Origin of the sequence: Novosphingobium rosa NBRC 15208 (genome assembly GCF_001598555.1) — a bacterium.
In the GTDB taxonomy this organism is placed as follows: Bacteria; Pseudomonadota; Alphaproteobacteria; order Sphingomonadales; family Sphingomonadaceae; genus Novosphingobium; species Novosphingobium rosa.
Genome location: NZ_BCZE01000037.1, coordinates 52887 through 72196 on the forward strand (window position 1 = coordinate 52887; position 19310 = coordinate 72196).

Consider the following 19310-nt stretch of genomic DNA (forward strand, 5'->3'; position numbering starts at 1 on the left):
TGGGCAAGGCAAGCCCGTTCGTCGCTTACAGCAGCCGCCCCGCCTGGGCGCCGTCCGGAGCCCAGCAGCTGTCACGTCGCCCGAACAGGCGGTAGCGATGGCGGGCGACCCAGCGATACACCCGATCACGCAGCCCGCGCGGCATCAGCCGCAGCAGGCCCAGCGCCCGCCATGGCCAGCCCAGGCCCGACCAGATGGCGATGATGGCATCGCTGTCGCGCCGGGCCCGATCGCCCTCGACCACGATCAGCGTGTCGGGATCGGCGGGATCGATGCCGAAGCGCCGGTAGAGCGCCGCGCCAGCCTCGCCCTGCATCGATGCCAGCAGGAAATGCCCGCGCCGGTCATGGCGCAGCACGAACCGGGCATGGGCCGAACACAGCACGCATTGCGCATCGAAGACGATGATGGGGTGGCCGTCTGGCAGGGGCATAAGGCCCCATACCATCACCGCGCCGCCGCTTCAAAGGGCCGCAGACGCTTGTGGATCGAGGCCATCTCCACGATGGTCGTCCATGAATTGACGTGATATTGCAGCGCGCCGCGCAGCTGATCGAAAGCGTTCAGAATCTGTTGCAGCAGGCCCAGCGTGAAAAGGCATAGTGCAGATAGAGCCGGACGTAATTCCTGCGCATGCCGTCGAACAGCGTGGCCAGTGTCGGCGGCTGCGCGCGCAGGGGATCGTCCTCGCCATAGACCAGCTCCTTGCGATAGGCGGCCTCCACCCGCTGGTCCGGGCAGGCGGATGCCGATCAGCGCCAGCAGCGCGGCGCACAGCCAGAAATAAGCATAGAACCAGAGACAGGGCGCAGACCTGCACAGCGAAGCATGAATGGCGATCAGCGCGTGAGGGCGGTTTCGGCGCTGGCGAGGGCGCTTTGCGGCACCGGGCGTTCGTCCATGATGGCGAAGCGGTCAGCTGGGGCGTAATCGGCAGCGCTTGCCGGGGCTTCCGGCTGCGCCGGGGCGCCCATCGCGGCGAAAGCGCGGTCGAAGGCGGTGACAGTCGGTTTGGCGGCGCTGCCATAGATAAAGCCATAGGCCGGGCTCTCGCGGCTGCCCAAGCCATGGACCGGGCCGTACCACACGCGCACCTCGCTCCAGTCGCCCGCCGCGGAGGTGTCGACGGCCAGCACGCCCTGCTCGATCAGCCCGGGCTGAGACCAGTTGGCGTGGTCCAGCAGGATATGCCGGTCATCGAGGATGGCATCCACCACGGCGACATGACCATGCGGCATCACCGAGGTCGCCCGAAAGGCCAGCACCGCGCCGACTTTGGGCGTCAGCCCGCGGCCGAACTGATGGGCGGCTTGGCTCCACCAGCTGTCGGCATCGCCATGGATGTTGATGCCGGACATGGCCCGCGCAAAGGGTACGCATTGCAGCACCCCGGCCTGCGCCTGCGCCGTTGCTGCCAGCATCATCGCCAGAGCCATGCAGCCGTGCAGAGCCAGCGCGCCGGTTTTGCCAAGGCATGCTCGCACAGCATTGACGGCGCCCGCCCGCGCCGCATCAAAACCAAGCACTCTGGTAACTCCCGAAGCGATCCCGAATTAAAGTTATAATATAACATTTCCTGAATCAAGATAGTTTGCGGTTCCACCGTTAACCGCGTTTCTCTCACGGTTGGGCGAGGTTTTCTGCTGGCGTTGCGGTGCGGCCTGGCATGCTGGTCACCATAACCGCGATGATAGGCGACAGGTCCGGCACGGGCGCCCTAAACGAAAAATGTCAGGCAAAGCCTTGAAGACATGCGAAAACGCCACATATGTAACATTGTATCATGAATGGCGGATGGCGTGCGTGTCGAAATTTCCTTTCCAGCCGATGAGGCCAACTCCTGCCCACGCCTCACGATCCGGCTCATGCCCATGGAACTGATTGCCGTCTGGCCGCCGCTGTTCGGAGCCCTGGCGGGATGCTCCGCCTTTGCCGGGGGGCAGTTGGTGCTGCGCATGCCTGCCCGCGTCGGGCTGTTTCAGGCCTTTGCGGCGGGGATGGTGGTGGGGGCGGCGCTTTTCGATCTGCTGCCCGAAGCGTTGGCCCTGCATGGCCCGGCCACGCTCTGGCCTCTGCTGATCACCTTGGCGGTTCTGATCGCTTGCCTTGCTCTGGCGCGCATCGCACGGGCGGGCATGAGAGGCCAGCGCGGCACGATCATGCCGCTGTTTCTGGTGTTGCACAGCCTGATGGACGGCGCGAGCATCGCTCTGGCGTTTCAGCTCACCAGTACGGCCGGCTGGTTGGTGGCGCTGGCGATTCTGGCGCATGATCTGGCCGATGGCGTCAACATCGTTAGCCTCTCGGGCGGGAGGGGCAGGGCTCGCTGGTGGCTGGCGTTCAATGCGGTTGCGCCGCTGATCGGCACGCTGTTGGGCGGCTCGCTCGATCTTCCGGCGCCGGCACTGTCTGCCCTGCTGGCCGGGATGGGCGGCATCTTCCTCTTTATCGCCGCCTTCCATCTCATCCCCGACAGTCTGGAGCGATGCCCCGTCTGGGCGGCCACGCTGCTGGTCGCCACAGGCTTGTCGGGGATGGCGGCGATCACCCGGCTGATCGGAGCCTTTTAACGCGCCAGATCGAAAAGCCCGCCGCCGTTTGACGCCAGAGGCTGAAACTGCGGGCTCATGCCTGTCAACTCCGATCCTTCCGGGCCATAGACCGAAAAGCGGTTGAGGTTTTGGGTCAGCAGCCCCAGCGTGGAGCGCAGCGCCTCCTCATCCAGATCGCGGGTGATGAAGACGATGCGTGAGCGGCGATCCTCACTCGGCCATGCGTCCAGCCGCATGGGGGGATGGAAGACATGCTGCACGCCGTGAAGCACCATCGGCCCTGCCTCCCCGGCCAGATTGAGGATCGCTTTCACCCGCAAAATATCCTGGCTGGCGAACATCATCAGCGTATCGAGCCAGCGTTCCACGCCCTCGCCATCGAGCGGTTTGTCGAAGGTCAGGCAGACCGAGCGGATATGATCGTCATGCCGGTTGATGTCGTGATGATGATGATGTCCATGGTGGTGGTGGCCGGCGGCATAGGCCTCGGCATTGAGCCATGCCTGCACCGCCTCGCCCCGCGCCGCCGGATCGTAAAGGGCGGCATCGAACAGCACATCCGGATCGACCGCGCCCTGCACCCCATGGATCAGCGGCGTGGCGGGATTGATGCCGCGCAGCCTGCGTTCCATGCGTTCGACTTCGGCCGGGGGTACCAGATCGCTCTTGGTCAGCACCAGCCGGTCGGCGACGGCGGCCTGTCGCACGGCTTCCTCCTGCCGGTCCAAAGTGGCCATGCCGGTGGCGGCATCGACGGTGGCGATCACCCCATCGAGCCGATAGAGCGAGGCGATCTGTTCATCGGTCATCAGCGTGTGGAGGATCGGCACGGGATCGGCCAGACCTGTGGTCTCGATCACCACGCGGTCGAACCAGCAGGTGCCGTCGCGGGCGAAACGCCATGGCGCATCGCGCAGGGTACGGACCAGATCGCCGCGAATGGTGCAGCACAGACAGCCGCTGGACATTTCCACGACCACCTCCTTCGAGGATGCGATCAGATCATGGTCGATGCCGATCGAGCCGAACTCATTGATGATGACCAGCGCCCGGCTCATCCGGGGATCGCGGACCAGCGTGTTGAGCAGGGTGGTCTTCCCGCTGCCGAGAAAACCGGTGAGCAGCGAGACAGGGATTTGCGCCTTGGCGCCGGACAGCAAGGTGGCCAAAGGATCAGCTTTCTGACGATGGAAAGCCAAATGATACAATGTATCATCGATGGACGCAACCTCGGGATAAGAGCCTGACAGGTAGTTTGTACGCGAGGTAGACATTAAAGGGAGCGCGAGGGAGGCATAGCTTGTCGCTCGCGACAAGCGCTCGCTAAGGGGCCCTCGTATTTCCTTTTAAACCCCCTGTAATCCTAACCTCTGCTTGATCTGATCCCGGGATGTTTTGAGAAAGGCCGAAGCCATCTCGCCCTCTCCCAACGCCCGCGCCGCCGTGGCCGCGCCCACCATTTCGGAAAGGGCGGAGGTGGCCTCTTCCTCGGCCTGCTCATGGCCCAGCGCCACCAGCGTATCGCGCAGGCGGTTGCGGAAACGCTCGATCCCGGCGGCAAAAGCGGTGCGCGCCTGAGGGGGCAGGCGGATCACCTCGCTCATCAGCGAGGTCAGCGCGCAGCCGCGCGCCCGCCAGTTGATGCGCTCCTCGGAGAGGTAATCGTCGATATAGGCAGCCAGCCCGGCCTTGAGATCGGGCTGATCCAGATGCCGCGCCAGAGAGGTGCGGTTGTCATCGAAGAGGCGGTCGATGGTATGGGCGACCAGATCGTCGCGGCTCTCGAAATGGGCGTAGAAGCCGCCATGGGTCAGCCCCGCGCGCTTCATCAGCGCGGCCACGCCGATGCCGTCGAAACCATGCTCGCGCATGGCCTTGGCGGATTCGTCGAGGATGCGGGCGCGGGTGCGTTCCTTGTGGGACAGTTTTTCACTCATCGTCAGATCCTTTGCTCCCATCCGCCGCCCAGCGCGCGGATCGCCGCCACGCTGGCCCGCGCGGTGTCGGCCCGCGCCATGGCCAGTCGGTCAGCGGCGGCGAGCAGCGCGCGATCGGCATCAAGGACATCGATCAGCGACACTACACCGGCGCCATAGGCTTGTCGCGCCTGGTCGCGCGCTTTGGTGAGGGATGCAAGCTGCTGTTCGCGCAAGGCAATCTCGGCGCGGCCTTGAGCGAGGCGGGTGAGGGCGTTCTCGACATCCTGCGTGGCCTGCAGCACCGCGCCGCGATAGAGCGCCAGCGCTTCGGCCTCACGCCCGCGCGCTTGGGCGACGTCGGCATCGACCTTGCCGAAATCGAAAAGCCGCCAGCGCAAGGCGCCGCCGCCGCTGGCCTGAAGCGCATTGCCGGAGACCATGCTGGCGCCGCCCACGGTGGCCACGCCCAGCAGGCCATCGAGCGATAGATGCGGATAGTAGTCGGCCATGGCGACACCGATCCGCGCATTGGCGGCGGCGACCTGCCGTTCCGCCGCGACCAGATCGGGGCGGCGGCGCATCAGCTCGGCAGGCTCGATGCTGCCGCCCGGATCGGGGGCGAGCGGGATGGCCACGGCGGTGGCCAAGGTTTCGGCCCCGGCGCCTGCCTGCTGGCCGCCCAGCACGGCGAGCCGGTTGATCTGCCCGGCAATCGCGGCCTGCAGCGGCGGGATGGAGGCCTCGATCCCCTGCTGCTCGCCCAAGGTGCGGTTGAGCGCCAGATCGGAGGCGACGCCCTGATCGCTCTGCTGGCGCACCAGATCGACCAGTTGCCTTTCGGTCTGCAACTGCCCCTGCGCCACGGCCAGCCGCGCTTGAAGCCCGCGCAATTGCAGATAGGCATCGACGGTTTCCGCCGCGATGCTGAGGCGCACCGCATCGGCGCTGGCCAGCGTGGAGGCCAGATCGGCGCGTGCGGCTTCACGCCCGCGCCTGAGGCTGCCAAAGAGATCGATCTCCCAACTGGCCTGAGCGCCTGCCTGATAGAGCGCATAGTCGCGCGGGAAGCCGAGTTCGCGCGAGGCGGCGCCAAAGGGTGTTTGCAGCGAGGTATGGTCGCGTTCCGCCGAGGCCCCCACGCCCACCGTGGGCAGCAGCGCCGCACCCGCCGCCCTGGCCATGCCCCGCGCCTGATCGATCCGCGCGGCGGCTGCGGCAATGTCCATATTCTGCGCCAGCGCCTGATCGACCAGCCTGTCCAGCACAGGATCGTTGAAGCGCTTCCACCATTGCGCCTCTGCCGGGGCGATGGTGGCGGGCGCATGATAGGTGGCGGTCAGCGCAACATCGGGTTTGCGGTAATCCGGCCCGACGGTGCAGCCCGTGAGCAGGCTGGTGGCCAGCAATGCGGATAACAGTTTCATGGGGCAAAACTCCAAGTTTTTGTTGGTCGCGTTTTCCGAGCCGCCGGATGTGCCCATCCGGCTTGAAAACGCTCTAGTGCGCCGCATCGGGCGGCGGCGGGGCGGCGTTGGCGGGCGGTCGGCAGAAGGGCACCATCACCAGCGCGGCGATGAACATCCAGGCCAGCAGGCGGAACACATCGTTGAAGGCCAGAGTCAGCGCCTCGCGCCCCGCCACGCGGGCGAACAGGCCCTGAGCGCTGAGCAGCGCCTGGTGCGGATCGGGGGCGATGGCGCTCATCCGACCGGCCATGGCGGCGATGGTGTCGTTGATGGGAGCCGCGCCATGGGCCATGGCCTCGCCCAGACGCAGGCTATCCATGCGCGTGTGGTTCTGCAGCAGCGTGTTGACCACGGCGATGCCGATGGCCCCGCCCAGATTGCGCATCAGATTGAACAGGCCGGAGGCGTATTTCAGCTCGGCGGGCTGGAAACCGGCCAGGGCCATCGTCACGCTGGGCACGATGCAGAGCATCATCGCAAAGCCGCGCAGGGCCTGGCTGGGCGCCAGCTCCCAAAAGCCCCAGTTGCTGGTCATGTTCGACGACAGCCACAGGCTGAGCGCAAAGCAGGTGAGCCCCACCGTGATCATGATTCGCGCATCCAGCTTCTGGCTGAGCGAGGCGGCCACCACCACGCTGAGCATTTGCGCCAGCCCGACAACGATCACCGTCTCGCCGATCTGCAGCGAGTCAAACCCGCGCACCTGCCCCAGATAGACCGGCACCAGATAGACCGCCGAATACATGCCGACGCCAAGCACCAGATTGAAAATGCATGCAAAGGCGAATGTAGGCCGGCGAAAGGGGCTGAGCTTCACCAGCGGATTGGGCGAGAAGAAGGACCGCTCCAGAAACAGCACAAAGCCCACCAGCGAGCACCAGCCCGCCATGGCGATGGTCTGATCGCCGAACCAGTCATGCCGGGGGCCTTCCTCAAGGACATATTCCAGCCCCGCGAGGAAGACCGCCATGGCGATCAGATGGCTCCAGTCGATGCGGCCGAAGAGGGCGGGTTGCGCGCGGTCGACGCGGATCACCTGCGATGACAGCAAAGTCACCACGATCCCCGGGATCACATTGATGAAGAACAGCCAGCGCCAGTCGAGCCAGTCGGTGATCGCGCCGCCCGCGCTGGGGCCAAGGGTGGGGGCCAGCACGCTGACCGCGCCCAGAATCGCCGGGATCATCGCGCGCTGTTTGCCGGTGAAGATGGTGAAGGCGGTGGCGAAGACCAGCGAGACCATCGTGCCGCCGGTAAAGCCCTGCGCCGCGCGAAAGGCGATCATCGAGCTCATATCCCAGCTCAAGCCGCACATCAGGCTGAAAAAGGTGAAGCTGGCGGCGGAAAAGGTGAAGGCCCAGCGCGTCGACATCGCATGGGCCAGATAGCCCGAGAGAGGGATCATCACGAGTTCGGCCATCAGATAGGCGGTCTGCACCCAGCTGATCTCGTCTGGCCCGGCGGCCAGGCCCGCCTGCACATCGCGCAGGGATGCCGAAACGATCTGAATATCGAACAGCGCCATAAATTGCCCGAAGGCCATCACGGCCAGAATCAGGAACTTGCGACCCGTGGGCATGCCTTGCGGATCATGCGCCCAGTCCTGTCCGATCCCCTTTAGCCAAGCTGTCATCACGGCCCTTTCCGATTCCATCTCGACAAATATGATGTTCATCATCTAAATGACGATCATCATATTTGCAAGGGCGCGTCGTCAGCCAGGCATGCAGGAGGTTTCGATGAGTGAAGCGGTACAGCAGATCACAGCCCGCCGGGCCGAGCCGGAACCCTCCGGACATGGCGCCGCGCAGGCGCCGGAAACCGCGCGGGGGGGGGCCGGCCGGCGTACGGTGATTGCCTCGGCCATCGCGCTGGGCGTGGCCCTGGCGGGCATCGGCTGGATCGCCATGAGCCCTGCCACCGAGTCGACCGACGATGCCTATGTCGCCGCCGACTCGACCTCCGTGGCGCCCAAGGTGCGCGGACTGGTCTCGGCGGTGCTGGTGCGTGACAATCAGGCGGTGCATGCGGGCGATCCGCTGGTGCGCATCGATCCGGAAGAGTTCGATGCCAGGCTGCTGGCGGCGCAGGCCAGCCTTGCCGATGCCAGGGCCAATGTCGCCTCGGCGCGCGCCGCGCTGGTTAGCCTTGGGGCGGAGGAAAGGTTGAACGCCGCGCAGGTGACGGCGGCGCGCACGCAAATCCGCTCCAGCACGGCGGAAGCCGAGCGCGCCGATGCCGACCGTCGCCGTTACGACACGCTGGTGGCCACGGGCGCGGTGGCGCGGCGCGATGCCGATACCTATCGCACCACGGCGGTTTCCGCCGAGCAGGCGGCTGCCAAAACCGCCGCTTTGCTGGCGGTGGCGCAGCGGGAATCCGGTGTGACCTCGGCCAGGCGCCCCGGTCTGGAAGCCGCGCTGGACAAGGCTTTGGCCGGGCAGCAACAGGCGCAGGCCGCCATCGATCTGGCGCGGCAGGATCAGGGCCATGCGCTGATCCGCGCGGCGGTGGATGGGGTGGTGGGCAACCGGCAGGTGCGGGTGGGCGATTATGTGCAGCCCGGCTCTCGCCTGCTGACGCTGGTGCCGATGCATGCCCTCTACATCACCGCCAATTTCAAGGAGACGCAGATGCGCCATATGCGCGTGGGGCAGAGCGTCACCATTGCGGTCGATGCGCTGGGTCATGGCCTGCGCGGCACGGTGGAGAGCATCGCGCCCGGATCGGGCTCAAGCTTTTCCCTGCTGCCCTTCGAGCCGGGCACGGGCAATTTCACCAAGATCGTGCAGCGCGTGCCGGTGCGTATCCGCTTCGATGGCAGTCAGGCCGGGGCGGAACTGCTGCGGCCCGGCCTGTCGGTGACGGCCAGGGTGAAGGTCGGCGATTGACCGTCACGCAGCGGCGGAAGGGGAGCCTTCGCCGCTGAGCAGCAGGGCGGTTTCCACCCGGTTGCGCCCGTTGCTCTTGGCCTTGTAGAGCGCGGTATCGGCGGCCTGAAGCAAGGAGGAGGGCATCTGGATCGAGGCCCCCGTGCGCGACAGGGCCGTGGCCACGCCGGTGCTGATCGTCACGATGCCGCCCGCGTTCTCGCTATGCGGGATGGCCAGAGCCTGCACGGCGTTGCGGATCGCCTCGGCCACCTGCACCGCGCCTGCGGCGTCGGTGTCGGGCAGGATCACCGCCAGTTCCTCGCCGCCATAGCGCGCGGCCAGATCGGCGGGGCGGCGCAGCGCCGACTGGATCGCCGAGGCCACCGCGCGCAGGCAATCGTCGCCCACCTGATGGCCATAGCGGTCGTTGAAGGCCTTGAAATGGTCGAGGTCCATCAGCAGCAGCGAAAGCTGCCCATTGCCGCGCCGGGTGCGCAGCCATTCATGGTCCAGCGCGGCATCGAAGGCGCGGCGGTTGGCAAGGCCGGTCAGGCCATCGGTCATGGCGAGGCGGGAGAGCTGTTCCTCCAGTTGTTTGCGCTCGGTGATGTCGCGCATCACGATCACCAGCTCGTGCTCGCCGCTCTCGGGAGCGATGACCCGGCGCGCGCTGCCCTCCACCCAGACCACCGTGTCATCCTTGCGGCGCACGCGATAGGCGAGGGGCGGACTGCTTTCATCGCCCTCCTGATGCTGCGACTGGGCCGCCATGATCAGTGGCAGATCCTCGGGCAGGACGAAATCGGCGGGGCCTTTGCCGATGATCTCGTCTGCGGGCCAGCCCAGCACGCGCTCGGCGGAGGGGGAGACGTAATGGGCGATTCCCCGGGCGCTGCAGCGGAAGATCACGTCATTGTTGTGCTCGGCCAGCATGCGGAAGGTGGCGGCCTCCTTGCGGGCCAGTTCGGCCTTGCGTCCGCCGCCCAGCAGGGTTCTGATCCATGACAGCATAGGTTCCCTGCCCCTTGTCGACGCCACATCCTTGGCCGACCGAAGCAGGGCTTTGGAATGGTGGGGAGGCTAACCAAACGTCGCTGATATCGGTTTAGGCGGAGGTTGCGCGTTTTTACGTATCTGGCGACAAGCTAGGGCTTGAAGCGCATCGTGGCGCGCAGGCCCCATGTGCGCGGGCGGGCGTAGACGCTCAGCACTTCGCCGTCATAGATCGACTGGTCCAGCGCATAGCTGCGATAGTGAGCATCGTTGATGTTGTTGATGAAAGCGGCGAGATCCCAGCGGTCGCCGGGCAGGGTGAGGCCGATCCGCAGATTGGCGACCGTGTAGGCGTCCTCACGCTCGACGGGGGCGCACAGGACGGTGAAGCAGAAGCCTCCCGAATGCATCACATCGGCCTGAAGCGAGGGTTTGAAGCTGCCGAGGGCGAAGGTGTAGCGCGCCAGCGCGAAGCCCGAAAAGCCCGGCGCCTGAGGCAGGTCATGGCCGACCACGGTGATGCTGTCGGGCAAGGTCACATTGCTGACATGGGTGCTGAGGAAGGCGGTGCTGGCTTCAAGGTGCAGGCCGCGCAGAGGGTCTGTCTGAAATTCGGCCTCCAGGCCTTTGGAGCGGGCGGGCAGGTTCAGCACCGTCTGGATCAGGCCCAGTTGCGCAAAGGCCTGATAGTTCCGGTAATCGTAGGAGAAGGCCGCAAGGTTCAGGCTGGAATGGCCCGGCAGCGTCAGTTTCGCGCCCAGCTCATAGGCGTCGAGCGTTTCGGGCCGGTAGGGGATGCCGTTGAGTGAAGCGGCCTCATCGCCGGGCAGGGGGGTGCTGATCGGGAAGGTGAAGCCGCCGCTCTTCGATCCGCGGTTGAAGCTGGCGTAGAACAGCATGCGCGTATTGGGTTTGTACTCCAGCTGAGCGCGCGCTGTCAGCCCTCGATAGGTTTGCGTGGTGTCGGCGGGCGTCAGGGTGATGCCGTCCGAGGGCTGGGGCACGCCAAAGCTGCTGTAGCCGATTTGACTGGCATCGAAGGTGAGGCCAACCCCGGTCAAGGCTTCAGAGGCGGTGTAGGCGCCTCGTTTGCGATCGTTCCAGTAGCGCAACCCGCCCACCAGCTTGAGCGTGTCTGTTAGCCGCCATTCGTCTTGCGCGAAAAAGGCGAAGGAGCGCATGTTCTGGGAGAAATAGGCATTGGGGAAATAGTCATTGGACACCGTGGCATACTGTCCGTAATAACGGCCATCCAACACCATGGCATAGGCTCCGGCCATCAGTTGGTGACGTCCGAGACGAGCCGCCAGCCGCACTTCCTCGGACCCTTGATGCAGATGGGATTCCTGCATGAACAGCACGCCGGGATCGGGATAGGGATCCTCGATATAGCGCTTGCTGCTCGCCTGATAGTCGGTGATCGCGGTTAGGTTGAAGGCGCCTAGTGCGGCCTCCAGCTTGAGCGTCGATCCGAACAACTGGCGGTCGGTGTAATTCCGGCCCGAGGTGCGCCATGTGTTGTAGATGGCGCCGCCGAAATTGGGCTCGATGGCGTCAATGCGATGGCCGGTCGCGGTGGTGCCCGGCCCCGCCAGACCATTGCCCGCCCAATAGGCGCAGGTCTCGTCCGCGCCGAGATAGACGCCCTGCAATTGCGCATTCGGGCAGGCGGCGGTCAGTGTGTAATTGCCGCCCTGCCGCTCCCTGGGGGCACGCAGGTAACGCAAGGTTAGATTGGCTTTGAGCCAGTCGGCGGCATCCCAGGCCAGAATGCCGCGCAGGGCATAATGGTTGTTGGCCCCCAGCGCGCCATAGCCCTGATAATAATTCTTCAGGTAACCATGATCGCGCTCGCGCTGGCCGGCGATGCGGAATGTCAGCCTGTCGGTGATCGGGCCGGAGAATGCGCCTTCGGTCAAAATCTGACCATAGCGTCCGGTTTGCAGGGTAAGATAGCCGTCCGCACGATCCGTCGGCTGGGTGGAGACGAAGCGGATCGCCCCGCCGGTGGCGTTGCGCCCGAACAGCGTGCCTTGCGGCCCGCGCAGCACCTCGACGCGCTGCAGATCGAAGATGGGGAAGCTGGCGGCGTTGATCGAACTGGCGTAGCTGTCATCCTGATAGACGGCGATGGGCGGCTCCTGCTGGTCGCCGTAATCGTTCTGCGAGACGCCGCGAATGTTGTAGACCACCTGCGCCGAGGAATAGGCGTTCTGCTTGAGCGTGGGCACCGCGCGCACCAGATCGCTGGCGCTGGTGATCCCCATGCTTTCCAGCGCCGGCCCGCCCAGCGCGGTGATGGCGATGCCGACATCCTGCAGCTTTTGCTCGCGATGCTGGGCGGTGACGACGATGTCGGGCCGCACCTCCGCGCCATCCTCGGCACAGGCCCGCCCGGCGCACAGCAGCCCTGCCAGCAGCGGCAGGCAGCAGGCCATAGCTTGCCCTGCCTTGACCCCGGGGCTGCCGATCCTGCCTGTTCCTGCCACCTGACCCCACGCTTCACCATGACGCGTTACGGATCTACCAAGGACACTTTCAGATAATCTGAAAGCCCCGCGCCATTCCCTAAGGGTATTTCGAGGTCAGGCCTTCACGGATCGCTCTGCCGCCGGGTGAACATGCCGCGAAATCTTTATCGGTCTATGTGCTTATCCCTGATCCCTTTCCTCACCGGATTTTTGCATAGAGCCGTCATGACGGTGAGCAGGAGACTGCCCCATGCCCGGCCAGCCACGGCTTAAAACCTTGTCATCGAAACTGAGCATGCGCGCCGCCGTGGTGATCGCGGTGATCGTTTCGCTGTCGCTGTTGGTCACTTCGGTGATTTTCGAGGCTTCGGCCCGGCGTCAGGCGCGGCAGGTCAGCCAGGTGGTGGCGGTGCAGGCCGCCGCCGAGGTGCGCGCCGAATTCCGCCAGACCATCGGGGTGATCGCGGGCGAGCAGGCCGCCTTCAAGGCCGCCCGCGCGGCTGGCCTGCGCGACCGCGCCTATTACCGCGAGATCATGCGCGCCACTCTGGCCGACAATCCCGATATGCTGGGCACATGGACGATCTGGCGCCCCAATGCCTTCGACGGGCATGACAAGGATTTCATCCATGATCCGGCGCATGACCAGACGGGCCGCTTCATCCCCTATTGGCATCATGACGCGAAAGGGGGGCTGGCCCTCGATCCGGTGAAGGATTATCTGAGCGGCCCGTCCTCTGACTTTTACTATCAATCGCTGCGCAGCCCCAAGCCGATCCTGATCGAGCCTTACCCCTATATCGTGGGCGACCGTTCGGTGCTGATGACCTCGGTGGAATGGCCGGTCATCGAAGGGGGGCAGGCGGTGGCGGTGATCGGCGGTGATCGCGCGCTCGATGATCTGCAGGGGGTGGTGGGGCGCATCGAGGTGCCGTTTGGCGGGCGGATTTCGCTGCTCTCGGCCACGCGCCTCTACATTTACAGCGCCGACAAGCGGCTGCTGGGCAAGCCGGGGCCCAAGAGCACCGGCGGCTTTGCCATCATCGACGATCCGGTTCTGGGCTCGGTGATGCGGGTCGAGGCGCCCGTGCGCTTCCCTGGCTTCGAGGCGCAATGGGCGGTGCTGGTCGATCTGCCGATGGCGGCGGTGATGGCTCCGGCGCGGCGCACGCAGATGCTGCTGCTGCTGAGCGCGCTGGTGCTGATCGGCCTGCTGGCCTGGCAATTGCGCGGCGCGGCGGAGCAGGTGGTGGGCCTGCCGCTGGCGGCGGTGCAGGCGGATATGGCGGCGTTGGCGGAGGGTGACCTCTCCGTGCGGGCGCGAACGATGACCGACACGCAGGAGATCGCCCGGATGCAGGCCGCGCTGGGGGTTTTCCGTGACAATGCCATCGCCAAACGCCTGAACGAGGAGGAGCAGGCCCGCGCCGTGGCGGCCTTGGCGCAATGTCTGGCAAGGCTGGCCGAAGGTGATCTCACCGCCCGGCTGGAGGGCCGCTTTGACGGCGTGTTCCAGCAGGTGCAGGGTGATTTCAACATGGCGATGCAGCGCGTCGGCATGGCCTTCGCGGCAGTGTCGCACAGCACGGGGGCGGTCAATGTCGGTTCGGCGGAGATCCGCTCGGCCTCGCGCGATCTGGCCGAAAGGACCGAGCGGCAGGCGCTGGGGCTGGCCCAGATGACTCAGGCGGTGAAGGACATCAACGCGCAGGCCCAGCAGACCACCAGCTCGGCCCATCAGGCGGCGCAGGTCATCGGCCAGTTCCGCGGCGAGGTCGAGGCCGGGGGCACGGTGATCCGGCAGGCGATGGAGTCGATGCAGGCGATGCAGCGCTCCTCCTCGGAAATCACCGAGATCATCCGGGTGATCGAGGGCATCGCCTTCCAGACCAATTTGCTGGCGCTCAACGCCGGGGTCGAGGCGGCGCGCGCGGGTGAGGCGGGCCGGGGCTTTGCCGTGGTGGCGGGCGAGGTGCGGGCGCTGGCGGTGCGCGCCTCTCAGGCGGCATCGGACATCAAGGCGCGGATCGGGGCCAGCCTGCAGCAGGTGGAGACCGGCGTGGCGCTGGTCGATCACATGGATCAGGCGCTGGACCGCATCACCGCGCGCATGGGCGAGATCAGCGATCTGGCCAGAAGCATCTCCACCGCCAGCGAGGAGCAGCTCGACAGCGTCGGCGCGGTCAACACCAACATGGAGCATATGGGCGGCTTCACCCGCCAGAACGCCGCCATGGTGGAGGAATGCGCGGCCTCGGCGGACAATCTCTCGCAATTGGCGGGCGATCTGGCCGAGCAGGTCGAGCAGTTCCGGATCGCCCATCAGCATGCGGTGGCCCTCGGTTCGGGCCGTTCGCTGGCTGCCTGATCCGGGCAGCCAGCGCCAGCATGCTTTAGAAGGTTTCGCCCACCAGTTTCTCGCTCAGCGCCCAGAGGGCTTGGGCGCGGGTTTCATCCAGCGCATAGGGGCGTACCCCGGCGCGGATGCCCGGCTGATCGTCAAGCTGGGCGACATGGCAATCCTCGCAATAATGCGCGCCGACCTGATCGGCCGGGGCGACCACGCCGCTCCACACCGAGGTCGCCGCGCCCTGAGGGATGGATTTGCCGACCAGCGGTGGCAACCCAGCCTCGGCCAGCGAGGTTTCTATCGAGCCGACCAGGGCCTGAATATCGGCCTCATTCATATGGCGGCTGAGTTCCGTCTCGAAGATCACGCCGGGATGGACCGCCGTGGCCCGCAGGCCACGCCCGCGATGGCGACGGTCGAACTCGACGGCAAAGAGGATGTTGGCGGTTTTGGACCGACCGTAACCAACCCAGGGATCATAGGGCGTGGTTTCGAAATGGGGATCTTCCAGATCGACATCGGCCAGGCGATGGCCCGAGGACGACAGGCTCACCAAACGTCCGCCCTCGCGGATAAGCCCGGCGATGCGATTGACCAGCAGGAAATGCCCCAGATGGTTGGTGCCGAGCTGGGTTTCGAACCCATCCGCCGTCTGGCCGAAGGGCGGCGCCATCACCCCGGCATTGGTGATGACGATGTCGAAGGGGCGGCCATCCGCCTTCAGCGCATCGGCGCAGGCCCGCACGCTGGCCAGCGAGGCCAGATCGAGCTGCACCAGTTCAAAGCTGCCGCCACCGGCCCGGGCGGCGTCCCGCACGGCGGCGGTGGCGTTTTCGCCCTTGGCCAGATCGCGCACGGCGCCCACCACATCAGCGCCATGGGCGGCCAGAGCACGGCAGGTTTCGATGCCCAACCCCGCCGAGGCGCCGGTCACCAACACGCGCTTGCCGCGCAGATCGACACCTGCAAGCACATCATCGGTGGTCGAGGTCGCTCCGAATGCATTCGTCATGATCGTCTCCATGTCTTTGCGAGCGCTGCCGAAAGGGGGAGGTGGCAAGCGGCCCGTACCCGCCATCTGGGGAGGCATCGGGTCAAACCGGTGCCCGATCGTCTCAATCGCTTGCCTGATCCTCTCAAGCTGCTTGCAAAGCGCGGGGAAGGGGCCAAGTCTGGCTCCATGCAGGATTTGCTCGATTCCATGTGCCGGCGCGTGCAGCGCCATACCGATGATCTGCGCTGGGAAACCCCGGTGCCGCGTGTGGGGCTGTGCGTCTTGCGGGAAACCGGGCAGCCAGTGACCAGCGTCTATCAGCCCATGGCCTGCCTTGTGCTGCAAGGCGCCAAGGAGGCGACGATCGGCGACAGACACTTGCGCTACGATGCGGCGAGCTGCTTTATCGCCACGGTGGATGTGGCGGTGACGGGGCAGGTGACGCAGGCGTCGTCGGAACGGCCTTATGTGGTCACCTGCCTGTCGCTCGATCATCAGGCGCTGGCGGCGTTGCTGGCCGATCTTCCCGTCGATGGCCGCTTTGCCGATTCCGCTCAGCAGCCCACGGAAGCCTTTGGCGTGGCGCCCGTCACGCGCGATCTGCTGGAGGCCTGGGACCAGCTGCTGGCGCTGCTCGACCGGCCAGAGGACATTCCCGTTCTGGGCGCGGCGCGCGAACGCGCGGTGCTTTACCGCCTGCTGCAAGGCGGCCATGGCGCGATGCTGCGGCAGGTGGCGCAGGCCGACAGCCGGCTGTCGCGCATCCGTCAGGTCATCGAGCATATCCGCCGGCATTTCGACCAGCCCCTGCGCACCGAGGTGTTGGCGACCATCGCGGGGATGAGCGTGCCCTCCTTCCACCGCCATTTCAAGGCGGCGACCGGCATGAGCCCGCTGCAATATCAGAAGAGCCTGCGTCTGCAGACCGCCCGCCGCCTGCTCTCGACCAGTGCGGAGGCAGCGCGCACGGCTTTTGCCGTGGGCTATGAAAGCGCCTCGCAGTTCAGCCGAGAGTATGCGCGGCAGTTCGGCCTGTCGCCTTCGCGCGATGCGGCGTTGATGCAGGGCGGATCATGGCGTGGCGGCGCCTTGATCTAGAGGGCTGTCGTCTTTCGATTCATGGGCTTATGAACCGTCTTTCATGAGCCTGCCGGAGCGAATCTTCCCATGATCGAGAGAGCAACCCGTCTGGCCGGCGCCAACATCGAGCATGCCGGCCGCCATAATGCGCGGGTGGTGTTGCAGGTGATCCGCGCGGATGGGCCGATCACCCGCTCGCGCATTGCGGCGCGCACCGGGCTGACGACCGCCACCGTCACCAACATCACCAACCGGCTGCTGGACGAGGGGCTGCTCTCCAGCGTGGGGCAATTGCGCGGCGGGCGCGGGCAACCGGCGGTGCAGCTGGAGGTGCGGGCCGAGGGGGCCTTTGCCCTCGGGCTCAACATCGACCGCGATCATCTGACGTTGGTGGCGGTGGATTTCGCCGGAACCGTGCGCGCGCGGATCAGCGAGCACCACGTCTATCCCGGCCCCGATCACGTCGAGGCTTTTGTGGCGCGGCATATCGAGGCTTTGCTGGTGCAGGGTCAGGTGCGGCGCGAGGCCCTGGTGGGCATGGGCGTGGCAGTGCCGGACGATCTGGGCATTCTCTCGCTGCCCGGCTATCCGGCGGATCACGACGATTGGTCCTCGGTGGATGTCGAGCATCTGCTGGCGCCCCTTGTGAAGCTGCCGATCTCCGTCGAAAATGACGCCGCCGCCGCCGCAATCGGCGAGATGCAATTCGGGCTGGGGCAGAATCTGACGCGGTTTTTTCATCTGCTGCTCACCTTCGCGCTGGGCGGCGGTGTGGTGACCAATGGCTTTTACGACCGCGGCGCCGATGGCCGCAGCGGAGAGATCGGCTTTCTGCTGATCGATGATGGGCATGGTGGGCGTATTCCGCTGCAGTCGATCGTGTCGCTGGCGGGGCTGTCCGCGTTTTTGGTGGCCGACGGCCATGGCGAGGAGGCGATCCGCGCGCTGGACGATCCCGCGCTGGCAGGCACGCTGGAGCGCTGGATCGCGCGTTCGGCTAGGGCGCTGGTCGAGCCGCTGATCGCGGTGAATTGCCTGCTGAACCCGCAAGCCGTGTTGTTCGGAGGGCGTTTGCCGATGCCTGTGTTGCAGCGATTGATCGGACAAACGCAGCGCGAATTGGATGCACGTGCGGGCGATATGCCCACGCTGGCCCCGGTGCGGATCGCGGCGCTGGCGGAGGATGCGGCAGCGGTGGGCGGCGCGCTGCTGGCTTTTGGCGATCTGTTGCTGCCGGCTGAAGGCGGGGCAGCGCCGGTTTCCTGAGATTTTCCTCCCGCCAGCGATAGCGCGCCCACATGGATCGATACCAATTTCGCATTGGACGATATGGGGTTGAATCTCGCAATCATTTTTAATAATTAATCGGACTATTCCGGCTTGCCTGTGAATTGTCGGATTTAAGATGGGGTGGATCGCTGCGCGGCATGGCGTGCGGTTCATGGGCGCATATGCGATAAAGAAATGGGGCTAGAGGCATGAATCGAAGGGGTTTTGTGATCGCAGGCGGCGTCGCCGCGCTGGCGGCGGGCGGCAGCGCCCCGGCGGCGGTGTCGCGGCGTGCGGTGGCCTCTGCCCCCAGGCGGCTGGCCTACACCATGAAGCTGGGCTGCCAGAGCATGCCCTCCGATGATGAGCATTTCGCCTTTTTCGCGCGCTATGGCGTCACCAACATCAGCGCCCGCGCCAAGGTGGCCGATGGGCGGAGCTATCCCACCGTCGATGAACTCGCGACGCTGAAAAAGATGGCCGAGAAGCACGGGCTCAAGCTGGATATGCTGGAGCCCGAACTGCTGCCCTCCAGCCATATCGACCGCGAAGCGCATCCCGCCATCATGCTGGCCAACAGCCCCGAACGCGACCGCGATATCGAGGCTTTCGCCAAGACCCTGCGCAACTGCGCCGAGGTCGGCATCCCCGCCGTGAAGTACAATATGAGCCTGCTGGGCGTGCTGCGCACCGGCACGGTGCCGGGGCGGGGGGATGCCACCTATGCGGAATGGGATCTGGCCAAGGCGCATCCCGCCAGGCCGCTGACGCGCGCGGGTGTGGTCGATGCCGAACATTTTTGGGAGCGGATCACCTATTTCCTGAAAGCCATCGTGCCGGTCGCCAATGAGACCAGGGTGCGCATTGCCTGCCATCCGCAAGATCCGGGCGTTTCACCTGCCGGCTATCAGGGGATCGACCGTGTGCTGGGCACGGTCGACGGGTTGAAGCGCCTGATCTCGATCGAGGAAAGCCCTTATCACGGCCTGAACTTCTGTCAGGGCACCATCAGCGAAAACCTGACCGATCCTGCCACCCAGATCTTCGATGTGATCCGTTATTTCGGGCTGCGCAAGAAGATCTTCAACGTCCATTTCCGCAACATCGTGGGCGGGCGTGACCATTTCCATGAGAGCTTTCCCGATGAAGGCTCGGTCGATATGGTCCGCGCGCTGCAAACCTATGCCGAGGTCGGCTATGACGGCATGATCATGTCCGATCACGTCCCCGGCATGGACGATCCCGCCGAGGCCAAGCGCCAAAGGCTTGAAAATTTCGCGTTCTGCTATGGTTACATCCGTGGCCTGCTGCAATCGGCTCAACGTCTGACCTGACATTGCCAA

The 19310-nt window shown here is 65.5% G+C and carries 15 protein-coding genes and 1 pseudogene; 6 read left to right on the forward strand and 10 right to left on the reverse strand.

Annotated elements, in window-relative coordinates; genetic code table 11:
• Window positions 1-25: 25 nt before the first annotated feature.
• The 3 genes and pseudogenes from SR3_RS15030 to SR3_RS15035 form a co-directional block, all read right to left on the reverse strand.
• Window positions 26-433, reverse strand: coding sequence for a thiol-disulfide oxidoreductase DCC family protein (locus SR3_RS15030; RefSeq protein ID WP_157098870.1), 408 nt, complete (start codon window positions 431-433; stop codon window positions 26-28).
• Between the two features lie 14 nt (window positions 434-447).
• Window positions 448-725: pseudogene (locus SR3_RS32815) on the reverse strand (SbmA/BacA-like family transporter).
• 114 nt (window positions 726-839) lie between these two features.
• Window positions 840-1526, reverse strand: coding sequence for a CHAP domain-containing protein (locus SR3_RS15035; RefSeq protein WP_245653933.1), 687 nt, complete (start codon window positions 1524-1526; stop codon window positions 840-842).
• Between the two features lie 339 nt (window positions 1527-1865).
• Here SR3_RS15035 and SR3_RS15040 point away from each other — a divergent pair, with 339 nt between their 5' ends.
• On the forward strand, window positions 1866-2570 hold the full coding sequence (locus SR3_RS15040; protein WP_157098871.1) for a ZIP family metal transporter: 705 nt from the start codon (window positions 1866-1868) through the stop codon (window positions 2568-2570).
• Here SR3_RS15040 and SR3_RS15045 read toward each other — a convergent pair.
• The 4 genes from SR3_RS15045 to SR3_RS15060 form a co-directional block, all read right to left on the reverse strand.
• Window positions 2567-3721: a CobW family GTP-binding protein gene (locus SR3_RS15045; RefSeq protein ID WP_245653934.1), complete on the reverse strand. Its 1155-nt coding sequence runs from the start codon at window positions 3719-3721 to the stop codon at window positions 2567-2569. The two genes, SR3_RS15040 and SR3_RS15045, sit on opposite strands and share 4 nt — an antisense overlap.
• A gap of 177 nt (window positions 3722-3898) precedes the next feature.
• Window positions 3899-4489, reverse strand: a complete 591-nt coding sequence (locus SR3_RS15050; RefSeq protein ID WP_068087639.1) for a TetR/AcrR family transcriptional regulator — start codon at window positions 4487-4489, stop codon at window positions 3899-3901.
• A gap of 2 nt (window positions 4490-4491) precedes the next feature.
• Complete coding sequence (locus SR3_RS15055; RefSeq protein ID WP_084455597.1) at window positions 4492-5895, reverse strand: efflux transporter outer membrane subunit; 1404 nt, start codon at window positions 5893-5895, stop codon at window positions 4492-4494.
• Between the two features lie 73 nt (window positions 5896-5968).
• Window positions 5969-7570, reverse strand: coding sequence for a DHA2 family efflux MFS transporter permease subunit (locus SR3_RS15060; RefSeq protein WP_245653935.1), 1602 nt, complete (start codon window positions 7568-7570; stop codon window positions 5969-5971).
• Between the two features lie 106 nt (window positions 7571-7676).
• Here SR3_RS15060 and SR3_RS15065 point away from each other — a divergent pair, with 106 nt between their 5' ends.
• Window positions 7677-8828 carry an HlyD family secretion protein gene (locus SR3_RS15065; protein ID WP_157098872.1) on the forward strand — a complete coding sequence of 384 codons (1152 nt, stop codon included), beginning with the start codon at window positions 7677-7679 and terminating at the stop codon, window positions 8826-8828.
• Between the two features lie 3 nt (window positions 8829-8831).
• Here the strand turns inward: SR3_RS15065 and SR3_RS15070 are convergent, their stop codons facing one another.
• On the reverse strand, window positions 8832-9821 hold the full coding sequence (locus tag SR3_RS15070) for a sensor domain-containing diguanylate cyclase (protein WP_084455593.1): 990 nt from the start codon (window positions 9819-9821) through the stop codon (window positions 8832-8834).
• A gap of 134 nt (window positions 9822-9955) precedes the next feature.
• Window positions 9956-12241, reverse strand: coding sequence for a TonB-dependent receptor (locus SR3_RS15075; RefSeq protein ID WP_068087646.1), 2286 nt, complete (start codon window positions 12239-12241; stop codon window positions 9956-9958).
• Window positions 12242-12524: 283 nt separating this feature from the next.
• Between SR3_RS15075 and SR3_RS15080 the strand changes: the two genes are divergently transcribed.
• On the forward strand, window positions 12525-14642 hold the full coding sequence (locus tag SR3_RS15080; protein WP_157098873.1) for a methyl-accepting chemotaxis protein: 2118 nt from the start codon (window positions 12525-12527) through the stop codon (window positions 14640-14642).
• 25 nt (window positions 14643-14667) lie between these two features.
• Here the strand turns inward: SR3_RS15080 and SR3_RS15085 are convergent, their stop codons facing one another.
• Window positions 14668-15636 (reverse strand): SDR family NAD(P)-dependent oxidoreductase, encoded by a 969-nt coding sequence (locus SR3_RS15085; protein ID WP_068087709.1) that lies wholly within the window; start codon window positions 15634-15636, stop codon window positions 14668-14670.
• A gap of 189 nt (window positions 15637-15825) precedes the next feature.
• On the opposite strand from SR3_RS15085, the gene SR3_RS15090 reads away from it, so the two are divergent.
• The 3 genes from SR3_RS15090 (at window position 15826) to SR3_RS15100 (ending at window position 19301) form a co-directional block, all read left to right on the forward strand.
• Window positions 15826-16716 (forward strand): AraC family transcriptional regulator, encoded by an 891-nt coding sequence (locus SR3_RS15090; RefSeq protein ID WP_245653936.1) that lies wholly within the window; start codon window positions 15826-15828, stop codon window positions 16714-16716.
• Between the two features lie 69 nt (window positions 16717-16785).
• A complete protein-coding gene (locus SR3_RS15095; protein ID WP_068087655.1) occupies window positions 16786-17964 on the forward strand; it encodes an ROK family transcriptional regulator in 1179 nt (392 codons plus the stop codon).
• A gap of 230 nt (window positions 17965-18194) precedes the next feature.
• A complete protein-coding gene (locus SR3_RS15100) occupies window positions 18195-19301 on the forward strand; it encodes a mannonate dehydratase (protein ID WP_218018832.1) in 1107 nt (368 codons plus the stop codon).
• Window positions 19302-19310 lie beyond the last annotated feature (9 nt).

Coding starts and splice junctions, on each gene's coding strand:
- SR3_RS15055 (WP_084455597.1), bottom strand. CDS start 5,895: ATGAAACTGTTATCCGCATTGCTGGCCACCAGCCTGCTCACGGGCTGC.
- SR3_RS15040 (WP_157098871.1), top strand. CDS start 1,866: ATGCCCATGGAACTGATTGCCGTCTGGCCGCCGCTGTTCGGAGCCCTG.
- SR3_RS15085 (WP_068087709.1), bottom strand. CDS start 15,636: ATGACGAATGCATTCGGAGCGACCTCGACCACCGATGATGTGCTTGCA.
- SR3_RS15095 (WP_068087655.1), top strand. CDS start 16,786: ATGATCGAGAGAGCAACCCGTCTGGCCGGCGCCAACATCGAGCATGCC.
- SR3_RS15050 (WP_068087639.1), bottom strand. CDS start 4,489: ATGAGTGAAAAACTGTCCCACAAGGAACGCACCCGCGCCCGCATCCTC.
- SR3_RS15075 (WP_068087646.1), bottom strand. CDS start 12,241: ATGGCCTGCTGCCTGCCGCTGCTGGCAGGGCTGCTGTGCGCCGGGCGG.
- SR3_RS15065 (WP_157098872.1), top strand. CDS start 7,677: ATGAGTGAAGCGGTACAGCAGATCACAGCCCGCCGGGCCGAGCCGGAA.
- SR3_RS15070 (WP_084455593.1), bottom strand. CDS start 9,821: ATGCTGTCATGGATCAGAACCCTGCTGGGCGGCGGACGCAAGGCCGAA.
- SR3_RS15090 (WP_245653936.1), top strand. CDS start 15,826: ATGTGCCGGCGCGTGCAGCGCCATACCGATGATCTGCGCTGGGAAACC.
- SR3_RS15080 (WP_157098873.1), top strand. CDS start 12,525: ATGCCCGGCCAGCCACGGCTTAAAACCTTGTCATCGAAACTGAGCATG.
- SR3_RS15030 (WP_157098870.1), bottom strand. CDS start 433: ATGCCCCTGCCAGACGGCCACCCCATCATCGTCTTCGATGCGCAATGC.
- SR3_RS15060 (WP_245653935.1), bottom strand. CDS start 7,570: ATGACAGCTTGGCTAAAGGGGATCGGACAGGACTGGGCGCATGATCCG.